Genomic DNA, 19,353 nt, shown 5'->3' on the forward strand with positions numbered 1-19,353 from the left:
CGGCGGGGCCCGCCTCCGAGTTATCGGCGGGTGGCCCAGGAGGGCCGGGTCACCGTGTCACCTCAGGTGGAACCGTTCGTCGACCGCGAGGGCCGCCAACTGCGGCACGGAGAACGGCAGCTTCGTCAACTCCGGCCGGGTCTCGGTGAGTTGCCTGCCCTGCGCGACGAACACCACCACGCCGTCGGGGTGCCGATAGGCGGACCACTGGTCGAGGCGGTCGTCGACGCCCGGCCGGACCACCACGCCGACCTGCGCCGCCCCGACGGCCTCGACCTGACACTCGCCCTGCATGCCCCAGAACTGGCGGGCCAGCGCGCAGGGTTCAGCGGGTAGCTGGTTGCCAGCGTCGTGCACCTCGACGACCACACGCCCGGTGTCCTGCCCCTGGGCAACGGCGACCGAGGTCAAATAGCTCCACAGGTCGACGCCGTTCACCGTGTCCTCGAACTGCGCCTGGTGGGTCCGCAGCGTCCTCTGGTCGGCGGGCTGGTTCGGCGGGTCCGCCGGCGCGGTGTAGCCGGCGGGCACGACGGAGACGACCTCGTCGAGCAGCCGTACCCCCTGGTCGTACTTCGACCCTGCCCGGGCGGTCCGGTCCTCCTGTGGTTGACCGTCCGGCCCGGCCGGCCACGGCTTCTTGGTGTCTGACGTCGACGGGTTCGGGATGGCCTGCGGACCGCCCGCCGGCTGGTAGATGTCGCCCTTGGGTGTGCCCACGGCCGCGAGGCCGGCGACCGCCAGCACCATCGCCGCCGACCCGGCGCACGCCCAGGCGGCACGGCGGCGACCACGGGCGCGTCGTCCCGCCCCGAGCGCGGCCGCCGTACTCAATGGTGGTGGCGAGGTGGCGTCCGCCATCTCGCGGCGCAGCGCCTCGCGCAGGTCTTCTCCGTTCATCATTGCCCCATCTCGATCCCGCTGTGTGTGGTTGCCAAGAGGCCGCGCAGCGTGTCCAGCCCGCGCGCCGCCTGGCTCTTCACCGTCCCCGGAGAGCAGTCCAGCAGCGCCGCGACGTCCTCGATCGAAAGGTCCTCCCAGTAGCGGAGAACCAGCACCGCCCGCTGGCGCGGCGCCACCGAAGCCAGCGCCCGCAGCAGCACCAGACGGGTCTCCGGCGAGTCCGACGGTGCCGCCTGCTCGGCGTTGTCGCCGCCCACGCGTTCACGCCGCCACCAGCCGCGGCGGCGCTCGTCGAGGAACGTCCGGATCAGGATCTGCCGCACGTAGTTGTCGAGCACCTCGTGCCGGGAGACCCGGTTCCAGACCAGGTAGAGCTTCACGAACGCGGTCTGGACCAGGTCCTCCGCCCGATGCCAGTCACCGCACAGCAGGTACGCCGTGCCGCGCATCGCGTCCGACCTCGCCGCGAAGTAGTCGGCGAACGCCGCGTCGCGATCGCTCATTCAGGCCTCCGATCCCCGATTCGAGATAGTCACGCCGGGTCCGGCCCAGCGGGTTGCATCGCGAAAGAGGAACTCGCCGGAGTCGAGGCCGGTTGCGCGTCAACCCGTGACGGCGACCGCGCACGGCTTCCCCGGTGACGTCCGACCCCACGTCGAGCCGCCAGAGCCTGGTGCCGGTCGTCAGCGAGATCCCTTGACAGGTGTCGATCTGTGCACTGGTGTAAGGACCACGCACATCAACGTCCGTCACAGGAGGGCACATGATCGTCCGACGACGGTGGATGGCTGCCGCCACCACAGCGATCCTGATCAGCGCGGCGCTGTCCCATCCCGGTCCGGCGGCGGCGAGACCCGCCGCCGATGCCACACCGATCACCCTGACCGCCACCGAGACCGCCCTGGTCCGGGTGCAGCTGCGCGATCAGGCCCAGCTCGACAGGCTCGTCGCCGCCGGCGTCGACCTGGCCAACCGACCCCGGGCCCGGGACGGGAGGATCCTCGCCGACCTGGTGCTGACCGGCGCCCAACTCGCCGACCTGACCGCCCAGGGCGCCACCGCGACGCAGATCGTGCAGCGCGCCGGGGACGGCAGCCGGCACTTCGCCGAGAGCGTCCGCGCGGCGCAGGCCCGTACCGCCGCCGGACTGCGCGCCCCGGGCGCCGGGCAGCGGACCACCACCGCTGCCGCCGTCGACACCCTCGCGGTGCAGCAGGCGTACTGGTGGACCACAGGTGGGCAGACCTTCCTGCAGGCGCAGGTCGCCACCACCGCCACCGACGACCCGGACGTGGAGATCACCGTCAGTTGGCGGACCGCCGACGGCGCCACCGGGTCGTTCCCGCTCTACCGGTTCGAGGACGCGGGCGAATACCAGTACCACTACAACCTCCCCCAGCCGGTGCCGAGCCGGCCGGTCCAGCTGACCGCCACCTCCAGCCTCGGCGGAGTCAGCCGGGTGGTCACCCCGGCGCTGTGGCCGAACGCCACCCCACCGCCGCTGCCCGCCGGCTACCAGAAGGACTTCATCGACGCGTACCTGACGCCGGTGGACATCCAGGCGCGGATCAAGCGGCTCGGCCGCCAGTACCGGGACCTGGTGGACGTCATCGACCTGCCAAACAAGACCCAGGGATACCGGCGCACCGCCGTCGCGTACCTCGGTGATCCGGCGGCCGCCGCCGTGGTCGTCGAGTCGGTCCGCTTCGGCGACCAGGGCATGAACGGCGTCCAGGTGCGCACGGTCGACCCGGGCCGGCGAAACCGGCCGTTGACCGTCGGCTACCGCGACCGGGTTCTCACGGTGTCGCTGGCCACGGACACCGCCGGCAAGACGGTGAGCACCACCGACGAGGTCGCCGCGGCGATCAACGCCCGGCAACCGAACCGGTTCCGGGCCACCGTTGAGGACGGCTCGGCGGGCCTGCCGATGCCGGTCGCCGGGCCGACCCGCCTCGACGACGGCCTGCAGGGCACCGAGGTGCCGGAGAAGCCGTGGACGGTCCAGGCGCTGCGCCTCGGCGTGCACCGCGATGGCTCCCGGGTCGGGGTGCTGGCGTACTCCCAGGAGCACGCCCGGGAGTGGGCCACGCCGCTGGTGACCCTGGAGTTCGCGGAGCGGATGCTGGCCAACGCCCGCACCGACCCGGCCACCCGGGAGCTGCTGGAGCAGGTCGACATCTTCGTCATCCCGACGGTCAACCCGGACGGCGCGAACTACTCGTTCAACGACTACAACTTCCAGCGCAAGAACCTGGTCAACCACTGCACCGGGCCGGCCCGCGACCCGCGCTACCGCAACTCGTGGGGCGTCGACGTCAACCGCAACTACACGGTCGGGTCGTACTTCGACGGGTACGTGGGTGCCAGCGACAACTGTCTCTCCGGCACCTACGCCGGCACGGCAGAGCTGTCCGAGGCGGAGAGCGGCAACGTCATCGCACTGGCCAAGGCCCACCCGAACATCAGGTTCGCGATGAACGTGCACTCCTACGGCGGGTACTTCATGTGGCCGCCGGGGGCGTACCGGGCCGATGGGCGGATCACCCTGCCCCGGCCGTCGATCGACGAGTCGACGCTGTTCCTGAACAGCGCCCGGCGGATCGTCGGCGCCATCGCGCAGGAACGCGGCACCGTCACCTGGCCGTCGCAGACCGGTCCGGTCGCCGACGTGCTCTACTCCGCCGCCGGCAACTCCGCCGACCAGCTCTACTACGAGCTGGGCATCTTCGCCTGGGACTTCGAGGTCGGCAACGACAGGTGGAACCCGACCACCGGCGAGTGGGAGGGCGTCGGCTTCCAGCCGCCGTTCGACGAGGCCCACGGCGAGTCCCAGGAGTACGCGGGCGGCCTGGTCGAAATGGTCCGGGTGGCCCGCGACCACGCCGCCGCCGAGGCGGCCACCGGCTGAGCCGACCGGGTCGCCTCGCCCCGCGGCGACGCCGAGGGGCACGGCGACGACCGCTAACCCCGCGGTTCGGGCAGACCCGAACGACGGACGCACCGGCCGGCCACGGATGAACCGTGGCCGGCCGGGTAAGCAGCGGCCTTGCCTGGTGGGGAGACGACCGGTGTCGCGGTGTCCCGCGACGTCGCGCACGGGCGGGCGGCCTGGCCGGCCCGCCCGTGCGCGCCGGGTCAGTTCGAGGTGACCCAGTTCCAGGCCGAGACGACCCACTCGGTCTGCTGCAGCCAGGCCACGCCGAGGCCGACGAGGAAGACCGCGGTGGCCAGGTGGGCGCCCCACGCGCTGCGCCGCACCCGCCCGAGCTGCCGCTCCAGCACCAACCGACCGATCACCCGGGCCAACGCGAACAGGCCGACCGCCACCAGCAGGCTCAACACGAGCACCAGCAGCGGGCCGGACAGATCGCCTCCACCGGAGAGCGCCCAGATCCCCCAGCACACGAACGCGAACAGGCCACCCGCCGCGCTCCACTCGCCGCCGCGACGCAACTGCGCCAGGCGCCAGCTCAACGGTCGGCGTGGCGCCGGCTCCCCCGGCCAGCCCGTACCGGTCGGCTCCTGCTCCACGACCGGGAACGGTTCGGTCCGCGGGGTGCGCGGCTGGCCCACCGGCGCCACGCCCCGGCGGAACCCGTCCCGCTGCGGCGGCACCCCGACGCCGGCCTGCGGTGGGACCTCCACGGTTCGCTCCGCCCACGGCTGCGTCTGGTCTGCCATCTCGTCCTCCCCCTGACCGGCGGCACCCCGCATTCGAGGGTAGCCAGCCGGCGAACCCGACCGGCGGCACGATCACCGCCCGAATCCGAGGGTAGCCAGCCGGCAAATCGGTCGCCGACCGCCGTCCGGCGCGAACCCGGCACGACGCGCCGAATTCCCCACCCGGCGCGGTACGGTCGGCTGATGGGTGATCCGGAGCGACGCAGGCGACGGCTGCGCCACCAGTCCGACTCCGACCCGGCCGGGCGCGGCGCGGACGGTTCGACGGCCAGCACGGCCGGCGTCCACGACGGCGTGGAGTCGCCGCCGCGACGTCGAGGGTCCGGCGGCGACGACCGCGACGGCGAGCGGGGGTTACGGGGGCTGGTCGGCTCCGGCTCGTCCCAGGTGGGGCTGAGCGCCGCGCTGCGGGCCCGGGACGCCGCCCGGCCCACCGACGACGACCTCGCCGAGGCAGAAGCCCGGGTGGTGGTCGTCCGCCGCAACTGGGTGCCCCGCGAGGAGTTGCCCCGCTCGCCGCGCTGAGGGGCGGTGGCCCCGGGTCAGGGCAGGTCGGGCAGCTCCCGGGTCTGCTCGTACGTGGCGACCTGGATGATCCGGCGGGCGTGCCGCTCGTTGCCGGAGAACGGCGTGCTCAGGAACGCCTCGACGATGCCGGTGGCCTCGTCCAGGGTGTGCTGGCGGGCGCCCACCGCGACGACGTTCGCGTCGTTGTGCTGGCGGGCGAGCTGAGCCGTCTCGACGCTCCAGGCCAGCGCGGCGCGTACGCCGGCGACCTTGTTCGCGGCGATCTGCTCGCCGTTGCCGGAGCCGCCGATGACCACCCCCAGGGAGGTCTCGTCGGCCACCACCCGGTCACCCGTGTGCAGGCAGAACGTCGGGTAGTCGTCGTCCGGGTCGTAGCTGTGCGGGCCGACGTCGACCACGTCGTACCCCTGCTTGGCCAGGTGGTTGGCCAGGTGCACCTTCAACTCGAAACCGGCGTGATCGGATCCCAGGTAGACGCGCATACCGGGCAGTCTGTCAGGCCGCGCTCTCCGACGCCGCAGCGGCGGCGTCGGAGAGCCGGGTTCGTCACACGGTCGTGCGGATGCTCACTCAGCGCGGCAGTTCGGCGACCACCAGGCCGCCGCGCGCCTTCGGGGTGAACCAGGTGCTCTTGCGGGGCATCTTCTCCCGGGCCAGGTTCACCGCGACGAAGTCCGCCACGGTCACCGGCGCGATGAGGACGGCCAGCTCGGCCCGCCCGGCGTCGACCTCCCCGGTGAGCCAGCTCGCCGGGTAGTCACCGCCCACGTAGGTGATCCGCTTGTCGCCCGGATCCAGTCCCAGGGCGTCGCGCAGCAGCAGCCGCTCGACCAGGGCGTGGTCCAGGTTCTCCAGGCGGGCGTCGGCGGTGGCGGGCAGGCGTACCGCGTACCCCTGGCCGGCGAGGCGGAGATGGACGGTGCCGCCGGCAGCCGGGACCTCGACCGGGCCGTCGATCGGCTCGACCTCGGCCCCCGCCGCGCGCAGCCTGTCGAGCAGCTCGGCCGGCGTGGTGGTCAGCTCGCTGACCAGCCGGTTGTACGGCTGGATGGCCACCGACGCGGGGGTGGTCACCACGGCCAGGAAGCGCGACAACCCGCCGGTCTGGGCGGCCAGGCTGCGGTGGTTGCCGTCGGCGACGACCAGCTCGCCGCCACCGGCGAGAGCCGTCAACGCGTCCTGCTCCGGGCCGGGGCCGAGCAGCCAGATGGCGTGGGTGCGCCCCGCCTGGTCGGTGTCGGTCGCGGCGGGCGCCCCGGCCGCGTCGGTCGCCGCCGCGAGCGCGGCGTGCAGCTCGTCGCCGGTCCCGGTCTGCAGCAGGAGTACGGGCGAGAGCAGGTGACCCAGCGCCTCGGCCAGCGCGACGCGCTCGCGCACCTTGGCGATGAAGACGTCCTCGTTGCGGATGACCAGGCCCGGCTCGTCGGCGCGGGTCGAGATCTGGTCGGTGTCCACCATCGCGAACAGCCCGTACGCAGTCTCCTCGCCCGGGGCGCTGATCCGGTACAGCACGACCACCTGCTCGGAGGGGGTGTAGCTGCCGTCGGCCTTGGCCTCGGCGAGGCGGGCCACCGAGTCCGGCAGCGCGTCGAGGAACGACTTGCCCAGGCTGCCGGGAGCCCGATGCGGCATCTCGATGCCGAGGGCACTGTGCGGGTTCGCCTCGATGATCGCGGTGATCTCCGCGTCGTCGGCGAACTCGTCGTAGTTCTGCGCGCCGGTGCCGCCAGTGGTGATCCAGGCCCGGGCGATCGGATGTACGACCGTCATGCCCACTGACGCTACCGGCGGCGACGTCACCGGCGACGGGGACCCGCGCGGCGTCCACCAGATGAAAGTGCCGGGCCCGGACGGACTGTCAGCCGGCGCGGCCGGACGCGCCGTTGTGCCGCCGGTGTCGGCCGGCCACGACCGGTCCGGCGTTGCCGCGCCGGCCGTTGGCGACGGGCCCGGTGATGGCGTTGCGTCGGGGCGCGGCCGGCGGCCCCGGCACGGGACGCGGTTCCGGTGGTGGGGCCGGAACGGGACGCGGGTTCAGCGGCGGCGTCGGCACCGGCCGCGGGGCGGTGGGCGCCGGCGGGGGCGGGGCGGGCTCGGCCGGCGCGGCCGCCACCACCACCGGTTCCACGGCCGACGGTACGACCGGCTCCGGCGCCGCCGGCACCACAGGCGTCGACACGACGGGCGTCGCCGGTGCCGGCGTGACAGGTGCGGGCGTGACGGGTGCGGGCGTCAGCCGCGAGGTGACCGGCACCCGGGCCACGCCGACCACGATGGGCGGCGCGAGCAGGTCCACCACGTCTGCGGGAAGGTCGGGGCGGACCGTCGGCCAGCGGGAGTCGTCGACCGACCAGTAGGCCGCGCCGGGAGTCTCGATCACCCCCTGTCGGGTCAGCTGATCGTCACCGGACGCACGGTGCTTGGCCATCGGGATTGCCTCCACGAGCTGCGGGGTGCGGCCCTGCGGGTCGCTGCGGCGGACACCGAGGGAAACGACGCCGCCCGCCCAGCGGTGACGCTGTGACAGTTCCCGACCCCGCGCAGCCGCACCCCGGGTCCGACGCGAGACACCCCGCCCGGACCGCGTGCGACACGACGCGCCCCCGCCCGGACAACCGACGGAGTCCGGACGGGGGCGCGTGGCGGTGGTGGTCAGTCGAAGATCGGGGACTGCTCGCGGGTGCGCTTGAGCTCGTAGAAGCCCGGGGTACCGGCGACCAGGAGGACGCCGTCCCAGAGCCGTCCGGCGGCCTCGCCCTTGGGGCGCGGCGTGATCACCGGGCCGAAGAACGCGACCGGGCTGCCGTCCGGGCCGGGCGCGTGGACGACAGGGGTCCCGACATCCTGCCCGACCGGGCGCATGCCGGCCTCGTGGCTGGCCCGCAGCGCCTCGTCGTACTCGGTGCTGTCGGCGGCGGCGGCCAACGCCGGGTCCAGGCCGGCCTCGGTCAGCGCGGCCACGTAGAGCTCCTGACCCCGCTCCTCCTTACCGAGGTGGATTCGGGTGCCGAGCGCCGTGTAGAGCTTGCCCAGCACGTCGTTGCCGTAGCGCTGCTCGGCGGCGATGCAGATCCGAACCGGGCCCCAGGCGGTGCTCAGCAGAGCCTTGTACTCCTCGGGCAGCTCGTCCCGGCCCTCGTTGAGCACGGACAGGCTCATGACGTGGAAGCGGATGTCCACGTCACGGACCTGCTCGACCTCCAGCAGCCAGCGGGACGTGATCCACGCCCATGGGCAAATCGGGTCGAACCACATGTCGGCGGTGACACGATCGGTCACGGTGAGGTCCCTTCGCGACGGGTGGCGCCGGCAGTCCGGCGTCTCACCTCGATCCTCACCCCACGGCGCATCGACCGGCACCCGAATGAGAGCGTGACCTCGCCCACCGCCGGGTGCCCGTACGTGGAAGACTCGGATCGGGCCGGACGTCACGAGCGGTCGGCAGACGGGCGCCGCCGGGCGTACGGCGAGACGTGGGATGGAGACGAACAGTGCCGGGAGTGCGTAACCTGACGCAGGTCGAGGCGACCGAGCGGGCCCGCCTGCTCGAGGTGACCGGGTACGACATCAGTCTGGACCTGTCGACCGCCGTGCTGGCGGCCGACGGCCGCACGTTCTCCTCGACGACCGAGGTCCGGTTCCGCTGCGGCGAACCGGGAGCGAGCACGTTCATCGAGCTGGCCGCCGAGACGGTGCGGTCCGCCACCCTGAACGGCGCCCAGGTGGACCTGTCCGACTGGTCGGCCGAGAAGGGCCTGACCCTGACCGGGCTGGCCGCCGAGAACACCCTTGTCGTCGACGCGGACTTCGCCTACTCCAACAGTGGGCAGGGTCTGCACCGCACGGTCGACCCGGTGGACGGCGAGACCTACCTCTACAGCCAGTTCGAGACTGCCGACGCGCAGCGGGTGTTCGCCTGCTTCGACCAGCCCGACCTGAAGAGCGTCTACACCTGGCACGCCACCGTGCCGGCGCACTGGCGGGTCGTGTCCAACATGCCGGTGCAGCGCGAGGAGCCGGCCGGCGAGGGGCTCAAGACCCTCCACTTCACCGAGTCGGCCCGGATGAGCACCTACATCACGGCGCTGTGCGCGGGTCCGTACCACGAGGTGCGGGACAGCCACGACGGCATCGACCTGGGCGTGTTCTCCCGGGCGTCGATGGCTCAGTACCTGGACTCCGACAACCTGTTCCTCATCACCAAGCAGGGCTTCGACTTCTTCCACGAGAAGTTCGGCGTGCGCTACCCGCTGCCCAAGTACGACCAGCTGTGGGTGCCCGACTTCAACGCCGGCGCGATGGAGAACTTCGGCTGCGTCACGCACGCCGAGTCGCACTACCTGTTCCGCTCGCAGGTCACCGACTTCGAGTACGAGCAGCGGGCCAACACGATCCTGCACGAGATGGCCCACATGTGGTTCGGTGACCTGGTCACCATGCGCTGGTGGAACGACCTGTGGCTCAACGAGTCGTTCGCCGAGTGGGCCAGCCACTGGTGCAACACCCACGCCACCCGGTTCACCGAGGCGTGGACGACGTTCCTGTCGATCCGCAAGAACTGGGGCTACCGGCAGGACCAGCTCTCCTCCACCCACCCGGTCTACACCGAGATGCCCGACATGGAGGCCGTCGAGGTCAACTTCGACGGCATCACCTACGCCAAGGGCGCGAGCGTGCTCAAGCAGCTCGTCGCGTACGTGGGTGAGGAGCCGTTCGTGGCCGGGCTGCGGGCGTACTTCGGCAAGCACGCCTGGAGCAACGCCACCTTCGACGACCTGCTCACCGAGCTGGAGGCGGCCTCGGGCCGGGAACTGCGCAAGTTCGCCGCGCAGTGGCTGGAGACCGCGCAGGTCAACACGCTGCGCCCGGAGGTGACGATCGCCGCCGACGGCACGTACGAGCAGGTGGTCGTGCGGCAGGAGGCGCCGACGGCGTACCCGACGCTGCGCACTCACCGGATCGGCGTGGGCCTGTACGACCTGACCGACGGGCAGCTGGTCCGCCGCGAACGCCACGAGGTGGACGTGACCGGCGAGCGGACCGACCTCGCCGACCTGCGCGGCGTCCGAGCCGCCGACGTGCTGCTGCTCAACGACGACGACCTGAGCTACACCAAGCTGCGTCTCGACGACCGCTCGATGGCCACTGTGGTGCAGCACATCGGCGGCTTCGACTCGTCGCTGGCCCGCGCCCTCTGCTGGACGGCCGCGTGGGACATGACCCGGGACGCCGAGCTGGCGACCCGCGACTACGTGGCGCTGGTGCTGGCGGGGCTCTCCGCGGAGACCGACATCAACCTGGTGACCGCCACCCTGCGCCAGGCCACCACCGCGCTCACCCTCTACGCCGACCCGGAGTGGGCGCCCACCGGCTGGGCGGGGCTGGCTCGCTCGGCGAAGGATGCGCTGGCCTCCGCCGAGCCGGGCAGCGGTTTCCAGCTGGCCTGGGCGCGGGCGTACACCTCGGCCGCCCGGTCCGAAGAGGACCTGGCCACGCTACGGGGCTGGCTGGACGGCACCGGCGTGCCGGCCGGGCTGACCGTGGACACCGAGCTGCGCTGGACGGTGCTCGGGGCGCTGGTGGCCAACGGCGCGGCAGGTGCCGCCGAGATCGAGGCCGAGCTGGCCGGCGACCGTACCGCCAGCGGCGAGCGGGAGGCCGCGTACGCGCACGCGCTGGTGCCGACGGCGGAGAACAAGGCGGCCGTGTGGGCGCTGCTGACCGGCCCGGACGCGCTGCCGAACTGGCGGCACCGGGCGCTGTTGCAGGGCTTCGCCCACCCGGCGCAGGTGGAGCTGGTCGCCCCGTACCGGGAGAAGTACTTCGCGGCGATCGGCCAGGTGTGGGCCACGCGGGACAGCGAGCCGGCGCAGGAGTTCGCCCAGTTGGCGTACCCGACCTACCTGGTGGACGACGACACGGTGGCGGCGACCGACACGTGGCTGGCCGGTGAGGGCAACCCCGGTCCGCTGCGTCGACTGGTCGCCGAGGGCCGCGACGGTGTGGTGCGGGCCCTCAAGGCCCGCGCGAAGGACGCCCAGCAGCACTGACATCGCCGACATGGGGGTGGCCGCCCGCGCGGCCACCCCCATGTCGCTGACCTGAAGCAGGGGCAGCGCGCTGACCTGGCGCGGCGTAACGCGACGAAGCCCGACCTGCCGTGCGGCGGGTCGGGCTTCGACGTACGAGAAGGGCTCAGCCCTTGCCGGCGTGGCTGGCCAACTGGTCGAGGCCGTTGATGATGCCGCCGGCCAGGTCGCCGCCGCTGAACGCGCCGACCATGGAGAGCGCGGCCAGCTTGGCGTACGTGTCGGGGATGCGCTTGCGGGCGTGCCGCCCGGTGACGATCTCCAACTGGCGCTGGTTGGGCGACACGGCGATCAGCACCGACTTGTCGGGCTCGGCGAGCTGGCGGTGCAGCCGCTGGGCGTGCTCACGGATCGGCTCGTCCAGGCCGCCGACGAACACCGAGAAGACCAGGCCGGTGCCCCTGTCGGCCAGGCGCAGGGCCTCGTCGATGCGCAGCAGCTGGCGGGTCGAGAACGGCCCGTCCAGCACCTCGGGCGGGTTGTCCGTCCCGGCCTGCTTCTCACCAACGGTCACTTGCGCCTCCGGTTCCACCGGCCGGCGCCTCGACGCTGGCCTGCTCTAGCTTGTGGCTGGTCAGCGCGGGCGCCTGCGCCCCCGCGGTCAGCGCGGTGCCGGCCGAGTCGGCCAGCTGCTCCGGGCGGCCCAGGAACCAGACCGGAGTGAAGTCGAAGGGCCGGCCCGGCCGGTAGCGCTTGGCGCCACCGCCACCGCCGGTGGCACCACCACGGCTACCGGCGTACGACAGGCCGGCGATGACCAGCACCGCGGCCAACGGGATGCCGACGAAGACCAGCAACGTCTCGGTAACAGACAATCCCAACGCCCCCAGGCGGAAGAAGGACCTCGAACAATCGGGTCGGATGGACGATCATGATGGCGACCGGCCAACTCCGTCGCCATTCACGTTAGCGGAGTCGACGGCCCGCCAGATTGCGGGGTGCCGATCCCATCCGTCACTGGCGTGCTCCAGTTGCGCAGCGGTCGCGATGAGCCGCGCGTCGTCGCCGTACCGGCCGGTGAGGAGCACCCCGACGGGCAGGCCGTCGGCCGTGGCGCCCACCGGCAGGGACACCGAGGGATCGCCTGTCACGTTGAAGATCGCGCAGTAGGGCGAGAAGCGGCGTTGCCTGTCGAAATCGGCCGCCGGGTCGCCGTCGGCGGTGAACCAGCCGACGGGTGCCTGCGGCGCGGCCAGGGCGGGGCAGAGCAGCAGGTCACAGCCGGCGGTACGGGCGGCGCCGAGACGTACCTGCGACTGCAACTCCCCCAGGGTGGCCGCGAGCGTGCCGGCGCTGATCTCGGCACCCCGGGCACGCATCAGCCGGGTCAACGGCAGCAGTTCCGCCTCCCGTTGCGGCGGCACCGGGGCGAGCGCCAACACGTACCAGAGGATCTCGAACAGTGGCCACACCGCGGGCGTGAGCGGCGGCGGCACCTCGACCACCTCGTGGCCGGCGCTCGTGAGCAGCGCGGCGGCCCGCTCGGCGGCGGCCACGCAGTCGGGATGCACCGGCTCGTCGGCGAGCATCGGTGTGGTGAACCGGCCGATCCGCAACCGGCCGGGCTCGGCCCGGCGGGCCGCGGCCAGGTATCCACCGGGCGGCGCAGGCGGCGGCAGGTAGGGCTCGCCCGGCACCGGCACGGCCATGACGTCGAGCAGTGCGGCGATGTCGGCGACGGTCCGCCCGAGCGGGCCGCTGGTGGGCAGCCCGAAAGCGCCCGAGCCGAGCGGCCCGCCGGAGACCAGGCCGCGGCTGGGCTTGTAGCCGATCAGGCCGCAGAGCGACGCCGGGATGCGGAGGGAGCCGCCGCCGTCGGACCCCTGGGCGATCGGCACGAGGCCGGCCGCGACCGCCGCCGCCGCGCCGCCACTGGAACCACCGGCGGTGTACGCGAGCTGCCACGGGTTGCGGGCCGGCGGCGCGACGCGGCCCTCCGAGTAGAGCGAGCAGCCCAGCTCGGAGGTGGTCGTCTTGCCGAGGCTGACGAGGCCGGCGGCCTTGATGAACCGGACCACGTCGGCGTCGACGGGCGGGACGAAGTCGGCGAACGCCGCCGAGCCGAAGGTGGTGCGCACCCCCGCGGTGAGCGTGAGGTCCTTGATGGCGGTCGGCACGCCGTGCAGCGGGCCACGCGCCTCGCTCGGGGCGGCGTCGGCGGCGCGGGCGGCCTGCCGGGCGAGGTCCTCGGTGACGGTGACGAACGCGCCCACGGTGTCGCCGAGCGCCGCCACCCGGCTCAGGGAGTGCTCGACCAGCTCGACGCTGGACAGCTCGCCGCGGGCGATGGCGGCGGCCTGCTCCAGCGCCGTCAGGTCGTGCGGCTCGGCCATGCCCTCATCCTGCCCGCTGGGAGCGGCTGCCAGCGGACCGACACGGCGTCGGCGTCGGACTGCGGTCGACCGCACCACCCTGCCGGCGTCCTTTGCTCTGCTTCAACAGAGGAAACAGCCGATGTCCGATTATCGGACACGTGGTGTTGCCTGGATTGAAGCAGAGCAAAGGCAACGGAACAGGTCCGTCGACCCGTCGCAGCCGTCCGTCGTCCGAGGGGCGCTACCAGGGGTACGCCGTCAGCGCTGCCCGTACAGGAAGCGCAGGGCGTTGGTGGATCGGAGCTTGTCGCGCTGGGCGTCGGTGAGGAAGTCGGCCGAGTCGACGACCGCACCGGCCGGCCGCTCGCCCAGCGGGTACGGGTAGTCGCTGCCGACCAGCACCCGGTCCTCCCCCATCGTGTCGACAAGCAGCCGCAGCGCGGGCGGCGCGAAGACCACCGAGTCGACGCTGAACCGGTCGACGTAGCTGCTGGGCGGGGCGACGGACGCGCCACGGACCAGGTCACCACGGCGGTGCCAGGCGTTGTCGGCGCGGCCGAGCCAGAACGGGAAGCTGCCGCCGCCGTGCGCGAAGCAGATCCGCAGCGTCTCGGGTACCCGGTCGAAGACGCCGCCCAGGATCATCGCCAGCACCGACAGGTGCGTCTCGGCGGGCATCCCGGTGAGCCAGCGGGCCATCCAGCGGTCCAGGCGCGGGCCGTTCGGCATGTCCCACGGGTGGACGAAGACGGGCGCACCCACCTCGGCGCAGTGCATGAGGAAGGCGACCACCCCGGCGTCGTCCAGGTCCCGGTCGCCGACGTGGTTGCCGATCTCCACGCCGACGTGCCCGGCGGCCAGACTGCGGTCCAACTCCGCGCAGGCCGCGTCCGGGTCCTGAAGGGGCACCTGACAGAACGGCACCAGCCGATCGCCACCGGCAGCGGTGACCTTCAGGGTGAGGTCGTTGAAGATCCGGGCGACCTTCACCGCCTGGTCGGCCGGACGGTCGTAGCTGAAGAAGACGGGCGTCGGCGACACCACCTGCACGGCCACGCCGTCCGCGTCCATGTCGGCCAGCCGCGTCGAGGCGTCCCAGCACTCGGCACCGACCGGACGGAACTCCGTCTCCCCCACCATGATCATGGCGGCGCGCTCGGAGTCGACCCGCAACCAGGGCCAGCCGGACCCGCCGCACGCCGCGCCGAGGTCCGGCCACCCCTTGGGTACGACGTGCGTGTGCACGTCGACGACACCTGCGGGCATCAGCCCTTGCCCGGGTGCAGGGTGCCGCAGTTGGCGCAGGTGCGTGCCTTCTCATCCGCGTAGAACGCCTGGAACACCGGTGGCAGGTCGGCCGCGATGTCGCGGACCTGCAACTCCACCTCGTGCACCTTGTTGCCGCACCCGGGGCAGTACCACTGGAACGTCTCCAGCGTGCCCTCCTCACGGACCCGCTCGACGACCACGCCGATCGAGCCGGCCTCGGGGCGCTGCGGCGAGTGCGGGGTGTTGCGCGGCAGCATCCACATCTGACCCTCGCGCACGTGCACCGTACGCGGACCCTCCGGGGTCATCAGGTTGATGTGCATGTTGCCCTTGACCTGGTAGAAGAACTCCTCGTACGGGTCTACGTGGAAGTCGGTGCGCTGGTTGGGCCCGCCCACCACCATCACGATGAAGTCGTCCCCGCCGGGGAACATCTCCTTGTTGCCCACCGGCGGCTTCAACAGGTGCTGGTTGTCGGCGATCCAGCCCGGAAAGCTGAACGGCTCGGCGATCTCACTCACGACTGACCTCCCGAGGGAAGAAGGGCCACGGCCTGGATCTCGATGAGCAGGTGCGGGTGCGGCAGCTGGTGCACCGCCACAGTGGTGCGGGTCGGCCCGGACGTGTCGAAGAACTCCGCCCACACCTCGTTGTAACCGCCGAAGTCGTTCATGTTGACCAGATACGTGGTCACCTGGACGAGGTCGGTGAGGTCCGCGCCGACCGAGCGCAGCAGATCGCCGATGTTGTCGATGACGGCCCGCGTCTGCACCCGGATGTCGAGGTTCGTCGTGCCGAACTCGTCGACCTCGACACCGGCGAAGCTGTTGTCCGGGCGTCGCGACGACGTACCGGAGACGAAGACGAACCCACCGGCGACCTTGACGTGCGGAAATGCTCCCCGAGGGACGGCCTTGCCGGCGACGACGACCCCGCTCATGACGACGCCCGCAGGAACGCCGTGCCGAGCTTCTCGACGACCGCGCGGATGTGCGCGCCGGGACGCAGCGGCACCGCGGCGGTGGCCGCACCGGCCAGGAAGACCCAGCCGGACTGCAACCGCACCCCGTGCCGGCCGGCCAGCCGGATGCCCTCGTCGAGTGCCCGACGTGGATCGCCGAGGATCGCCGCCGTCGAACCGACCTGGGCCACCCGACCGTCGACCTCCAGCAGCACGCCCAGGTTGTCCAGCCCCGACGGCACCGGCGACCACGGACCGATCACGAACGCGGCGGCCGAGGTGTTGTCGGCGACGACGTCCGGCAGCGAGAAGCGGAAATCCGCGTACCGGGAATCGATCAGCTCGATGGCCGGGGCGACTGCGCGGACCGCAGTGGTGAAGTCGCCGACCGGCTCGCCCGGCTCCGGCAGCCGATCCAGCAGGAACGCCACCTCCGGCTCGACCCGGGGATGGATGTACGCGGCCGGGTCGACCGTGCCGCCGTCGGGCACCCGCATCGCGTCGGTGAGCCGCCCCCAGATCACCTCGTCCACGCCGACCTGGGCCATCTTCGCCCGGCTGGTCAGCCCCATCTTCAGCCCGACCAGCCGCTCGCCGCGTTCCAGTCGGCGCTGCACCAGGGCGGCCTGGACGCCGTACGCGGTGTCCACGTCGAGACCGGTCTCGGCGGCGAGCTGACCGATCGCGGTGGCCGTGTCGGCCGCCGCGCCGAGCTTGTCGGCGATCCCGGTGATGTCCACGCCGATCATGCTGCGTCACCTTCCGTTCGCGACTGCGGGGCTCGCAAACCCGGCTCACTCCTCGCGCTCACAGCCTGTTCCTTGCCGGCCAGGTCGAGTGCCACGTCGACGATCATGTCCTCCTGGCCGCCGACCATCCGACGGCGGCCCAGCTCAACCAGGATCGACCGGACGTCGACGCCGTAGCGGTCCGAGGCCCGCTCGGCGTGCCGCAGGAAGCTGGAGTAGACGCCCGCGTACCCCAGGGAGAGCGTCTCCCGGTCCACCTGGACCGGCCGGTCCTGCAGCGGGCGGACGATGTCGTCGGCGGCGTCCATCAGCGCGAACACGTCGCAGCCGTGCTTCCAGCCGTGCAGCTCGGCGACCGCCACGAAGACCTCCAGCGGTGCGTTTCCGGCGCCCGCGCCCATTCCGGCGAGGGAGGCGTCCACGCGGACCGTCCGGCCGTGGGGTGCGTCGGGACCGGCCGGCGCGGACCCGGTGATCCGGCCGTGCTCGACCGCCAGCACGCTGTTGGCCACGCCGAGCGACAGGTTGTGGTGGGCATGGATGCCGATCTGCGTCGCCGGGTCGAGGACCTGCCGGTACGCGTCGACCCGCTGCGCCACGTCGGACATCAGCAGCCGGCCGCCGGAGTCGGTGACGTAGACGCAGTGCGCCCCGTACGACTCCATGAGCTTGGCCTGCCCGGCGAGCCCGGCCGGATCGTTCATGTGCGACATCATCAGGAAGCCCGACACGTCCATGCCGTTCTCCCGCGCCCAGGAGATGTGCTGGGCGGAGATGTCGGCCTCGGTGCAGTGGGTGGCGATGCGGACGCTCGTCACCCCGAGCGCCTTCGCCGCCTTCAGGTCGGCGATCGTGCCGATGCCGGGCAGCAGCAGGGTGGTGAGCTTCGCGTTCGTCATCACCTCGGCGGCGGCGGAGATCCACTCGGCGTCGCTGGCCGCGCCGTGGCCGTAGTTGACGCTCGACCCGGCGAGCCCGTCGCCGTGCGCCACCTCGATCGCGGCCACCCCGGCGGCGTCCAGGGCGGCGGCGATGGTGCGTACCTGGTCGACCGTGTACCGGTGGGCGATGGCGTGCATGCCGTCGCGCAGCGTCACGTCCTGGATGTACAGGTCGGTCATGCCACCGCTCCCGTCGAACGCCTGGCGACCAGCCGCTCCGCGGTGCGCAGCGCGGCGGAGGTCATGATGTCCAGGTTCCCGGCGTACGCGGGCAGGTAGTGGCCCGCCCCGGAGACCTCCAGGTAGACCGACACCTGCAACGCGGTGAGCTGCCGCCCGAGCGTCGGCACGTACGCCTCGACGCGGTCGAACTGCACGTCCTGCTTGAGCCGGTAGCCGGGGACGTACTCCTGGACCGTCGCCACCATCTCGGCGACCGAGGCGGCGATGGCTGCGGTGTCGGCGTCGACGTCCGGGCAGAGGCAGTAGACGGTGTCGCGCATGAGCAGCGGCGGGTCCGCCGGGTTCAGCACGATGATCGCCTTGCCCCGCTCCGCCCCGCCGACCACCTCGATGGCGCGAGCGGTGGTCTCGGTGAACTCGTCGATGTTGGCCCGGGTGCCCGGCCCGGCCGACTTCGACGCGATCGACGCGACGATCTCTCCGTACGCCACCGGGGTGATCCGGCGGACGGCGGCGACGATCGGCACTGTCGCCTGCCCGCCGCAGGTCACCATGTTGACGTTCGGCTCGTGCAGGTGCTCGTCGAGGTTGACCGGCGGCACCACGTACGGGCCGAGCGCGGCCGGGGTCAGGTCGACAAGCGTCCTGCCGTGCGCGCGCAGCACCTCGTCGTGCCGTCGGTGCGCGCCCGCCGAGGTCGCGTCGAAGACCAGCTCGACGTCGGCGAACTCGGGCATCGCGACCAGCCCGTCCACGCCGTCGGCGGTGGTGGCCACGCCGAGTCGGCGGGCCCGGGCCAGGCCGTCGGAGGCCGGGTCGATGCCGGCCATCGCCACCATCCGCAGGCTGTCACTGAGCCGGAGAACTTTGATCATCAGGTCGGTGCCGATGTTTCCGGAACCGAGCACCGCCACGCCGACGCTCACGCTGACTCCCCTCGGGTGAAGGCCGTACGCACCGAGCCGAGCCCGGAGATCCGTGCCTCGTACGCGGCCCCCGGGGTGACCGGCACCATCGGGCCGAGCGCCCCGGAGAGGACCACGTCGCCGGCGCGCAGCGGGTCACCGGCGCGGGCGAGGGTGCCGGCCAGCCAGTGCAGGGCGTGCAGCGGGTTGCCCAGGCAGGCCGCGCCCGCGCCGACCGAGACCGGCTCACCGGCGTGTTCCAGCACCATTCCGCACAGCCGCAGGTCGACGTCGGCGAGGCGGCGCGGCGTGGTGCCGAGCACGAAGAGCCCGCTGGAGGCGTTGTCGGCGACGGTGTCCACGATGGAGATGTCCCAGCCGGCGATGCGCGAGTCGACGATCTCGATCGCCGGCAGCACGTGGTCGACGGCGCGGATCAGGTCGACAGTCGTGATCTGCGGATCCGCGAGATCCTTGTCGAGCACGAACGCGATCTCCGCCTCGACCCGCGGCTGGAGCAGCCGGTCGATCGGCACCTCGACCCCGTCGCCGACCGCCATGGCGTCGGTGAGCATCCCGAAGTCCGGTTGGAACACCCCGAAGGTCTCCTGCACCGCCCGCGAGGTCAACCCGATCTTCGCGCCCACGCGGCGCTCGCCGCGGCCCTGCCAGGCCCGCGACTGGAGCTGCTGCACGCGGTACGCGGACTCGACGTCGCCCTCCGGCAGCAGCCGACCGCGCAGCGGCGGGCAGGGCTTGCCGGTGCTGCGGGCGTCGGCCAGCTCCCGGTTGGCGGCCTCGATGTCGGCTTCCATGCCCGCTCCCT

Annotated in this window: 20 protein-coding genes; 3 read left to right on the plus strand and 17 right to left on the minus strand. The window is 72.4% G+C overall.

Going from position 1 to position 19,353, the window contains the following annotated elements; genetic code table 11:
* Positions 1–57: 57 nt before the first annotated feature.
* Together AB0B39_RS26595 and AB0B39_RS26600 are read right to left on the minus strand one after the other, a co-directional pair.
* Positions 58–903, minus strand: a complete 846-nt coding sequence (locus AB0B39_RS26595; protein ID WP_357496222.1) for a hypothetical protein — start codon at positions 901–903, stop codon at positions 58–60.
* Complete coding sequence (locus AB0B39_RS26600) at positions 900–1,406, minus strand: SigE family RNA polymerase sigma factor (RefSeq protein WP_234590953.1); 507 nt, start codon at positions 1,404–1,406, stop codon at positions 900–902. The genes AB0B39_RS26595 and AB0B39_RS26600 overlap by 4 nt, the downstream gene beginning before the upstream one ends.
* Positions 1,407–1,666: 260 nt before the next feature.
* Here AB0B39_RS26600 and AB0B39_RS26605 point away from each other — a divergent pair, with 260 nt between their 5' ends.
* Positions 1,667–3,814: a M14 family zinc carboxypeptidase gene (locus AB0B39_RS26605; RefSeq protein ID WP_357575699.1), complete on the plus strand. Its 2,148-nt coding sequence runs from the start codon at positions 1,667–1,669 to the stop codon at positions 3,812–3,814.
* Positions 3,815–4,041: 227 nt separating this feature from the next.
* On the opposite strand, the gene AB0B39_RS26610 is transcribed toward AB0B39_RS26605, so the two are convergent.
* A complete protein-coding gene (locus tag AB0B39_RS26610) occupies positions 4,042–4,587 on the minus strand; it encodes a hypothetical protein (protein WP_234590960.1) in 546 nt (181 codons plus the stop codon).
* Between the two features lie 183 nt (positions 4,588–4,770).
* Here AB0B39_RS26610 and AB0B39_RS26615 point away from each other — a divergent pair, with 183 nt between their 5' ends.
* Positions 4,771–5,112: a hypothetical protein gene (locus AB0B39_RS26615; RefSeq protein WP_234590962.1), complete on the plus strand. Its 342-nt coding sequence runs from the start codon at positions 4,771–4,773 to the stop codon at positions 5,110–5,112.
* A 17-nt stretch (positions 5,113–5,129) separates the two neighbouring features.
* Here the strand turns inward: AB0B39_RS26615 and AB0B39_RS26620 are convergent, their stop codons facing one another.
* The 4 genes from AB0B39_RS26620 to AB0B39_RS26635 form a co-directional block, all read right to left on the minus strand.
* A complete protein-coding gene (locus tag AB0B39_RS26620; protein WP_234590968.1) occupies positions 5,130–5,597 on the minus strand; it encodes a ribose-5-phosphate isomerase in 468 nt (155 codons plus the stop codon).
* Between the two features lie 88 nt (positions 5,598–5,685).
* Entirely contained in the window at positions 5,686–6,885 is a 1,200-nt protein-coding gene (locus AB0B39_RS26625) for a DUF1015 family protein (protein ID WP_234590971.1), read from the minus strand.
* Between the two features lie 88 nt (positions 6,886–6,973).
* Complete coding sequence (locus tag AB0B39_RS26630; RefSeq protein WP_357575700.1) at positions 6,974–7,543, minus strand: hypothetical protein; 570 nt, start codon at positions 7,541–7,543, stop codon at positions 6,974–6,976.
* 224 nt (positions 7,544–7,767) lie between these two features.
* On the minus strand, positions 7,768–8,394 hold the full coding sequence (locus AB0B39_RS26635) for a disulfide bond formation protein DsbA (protein ID WP_234582160.1): 627 nt from the start codon (positions 8,392–8,394) through the stop codon (positions 7,768–7,770).
* Positions 8,395–8,615: 221 nt separating this feature from the next.
* On the opposite strand from AB0B39_RS26635, the gene pepN reads away from it, so the two are divergent.
* Entirely contained in the window at positions 8,616–11,165 is a 2,550-nt protein-coding gene (pepN, locus tag AB0B39_RS26640; protein WP_357575701.1) for an aminopeptidase N, read from the plus strand.
* A 145-nt stretch (positions 11,166–11,310) separates the two neighbouring features.
* Here the strand turns inward: pepN and AB0B39_RS26645 are convergent, their stop codons facing one another.
* The 10 genes from AB0B39_RS26645 to AB0B39_RS26690 all read right to left on the minus strand — a co-directional run bounded on the left by AB0B39_RS26645 (position 11,311) and on the right by AB0B39_RS26690 (position 19,342).
* Entirely contained in the window at positions 11,311–11,718 is a 408-nt protein-coding gene (locus AB0B39_RS26645; RefSeq protein ID WP_234582158.1) for a DUF5130 family protein, read from the minus strand.
* Complete coding sequence (locus tag AB0B39_RS26650) at positions 11,705–12,001, minus strand: hypothetical protein (RefSeq protein ID WP_112584149.1); 297 nt, start codon at positions 11,999–12,001, stop codon at positions 11,705–11,707. The genes AB0B39_RS26645 and AB0B39_RS26650 overlap by 14 nt, the downstream gene beginning before the upstream one ends.
* A gap of 72 nt (positions 12,002–12,073) precedes the next feature.
* Positions 12,074–13,537, minus strand: coding sequence for an amidase (locus tag AB0B39_RS26655; protein ID WP_357575702.1), 1,464 nt, complete (start codon positions 13,535–13,537; stop codon positions 12,074–12,076).
* A 240-nt stretch (positions 13,538–13,777) separates the two neighbouring features.
* Positions 13,778–14,785: an amidohydrolase family protein gene (locus AB0B39_RS26660; RefSeq protein ID WP_357575703.1), complete on the minus strand. Its 1,008-nt coding sequence runs from the start codon at positions 14,783–14,785 to the stop codon at positions 13,778–13,780.
* Positions 14,785–15,309: a 3-hydroxyanthranilate 3,4-dioxygenase gene (locus tag AB0B39_RS26665; protein WP_234582155.1), complete on the minus strand. Its 525-nt coding sequence runs from the start codon at positions 15,307–15,309 to the stop codon at positions 14,785–14,787. The genes AB0B39_RS26660 and AB0B39_RS26665 overlap by 1 nt, the downstream gene beginning before the upstream one ends.
* Entirely contained in the window at positions 15,306–15,728 is a 423-nt protein-coding gene (locus AB0B39_RS26670) for a RidA family protein (protein ID WP_357575704.1), read from the minus strand. Before AB0B39_RS26670 ends, AB0B39_RS26665 begins: the two co-directional genes overlap by 4 nt.
* Complete coding sequence (locus AB0B39_RS26675) at positions 15,725–16,498, minus strand: fumarylacetoacetate hydrolase family protein (RefSeq protein ID WP_357496202.1); 774 nt, start codon at positions 16,496–16,498, stop codon at positions 15,725–15,727. The genes AB0B39_RS26670 and AB0B39_RS26675 overlap by 4 nt, the downstream gene beginning before the upstream one ends.
* The gene (dmpG, locus tag AB0B39_RS26680; RefSeq protein ID WP_357496200.1) at positions 16,495–17,619 is read right to left on the minus strand and encodes a 4-hydroxy-2-oxovalerate aldolase; all 1,125 of its coding nucleotides are present in this window, start codon (positions 17,617–17,619) and stop codon (positions 16,495–16,497) included. Before dmpG ends, AB0B39_RS26675 begins: the two co-directional genes overlap by 4 nt.
* Positions 17,616–18,548, minus strand: coding sequence for an acetaldehyde dehydrogenase (acetylating) (locus AB0B39_RS26685; protein WP_234582151.1), 933 nt, complete (start codon positions 18,546–18,548; stop codon positions 17,616–17,618). Before AB0B39_RS26685 ends, dmpG begins: the two co-directional genes overlap by 4 nt.
* The gene (locus AB0B39_RS26690) at positions 18,545–19,342 is read right to left on the minus strand and encodes a fumarylacetoacetate hydrolase family protein (protein ID WP_357496198.1); all 798 of its coding nucleotides are present in this window, start codon (positions 19,340–19,342) and stop codon (positions 18,545–18,547) included. Before AB0B39_RS26690 ends, AB0B39_RS26685 begins: the two co-directional genes overlap by 4 nt.
* Between the last annotated feature and the right edge of the window lie 11 nt (positions 19,343–19,353).

The sequence above is a fragment of the Micromonospora sp. NPDC049114 genome, from assembly GCF_040648635.1.
Taxonomy (GTDB): Bacteria; Actinomycetota; Actinomycetes; order Mycobacteriales; family Micromonosporaceae; genus Micromonospora.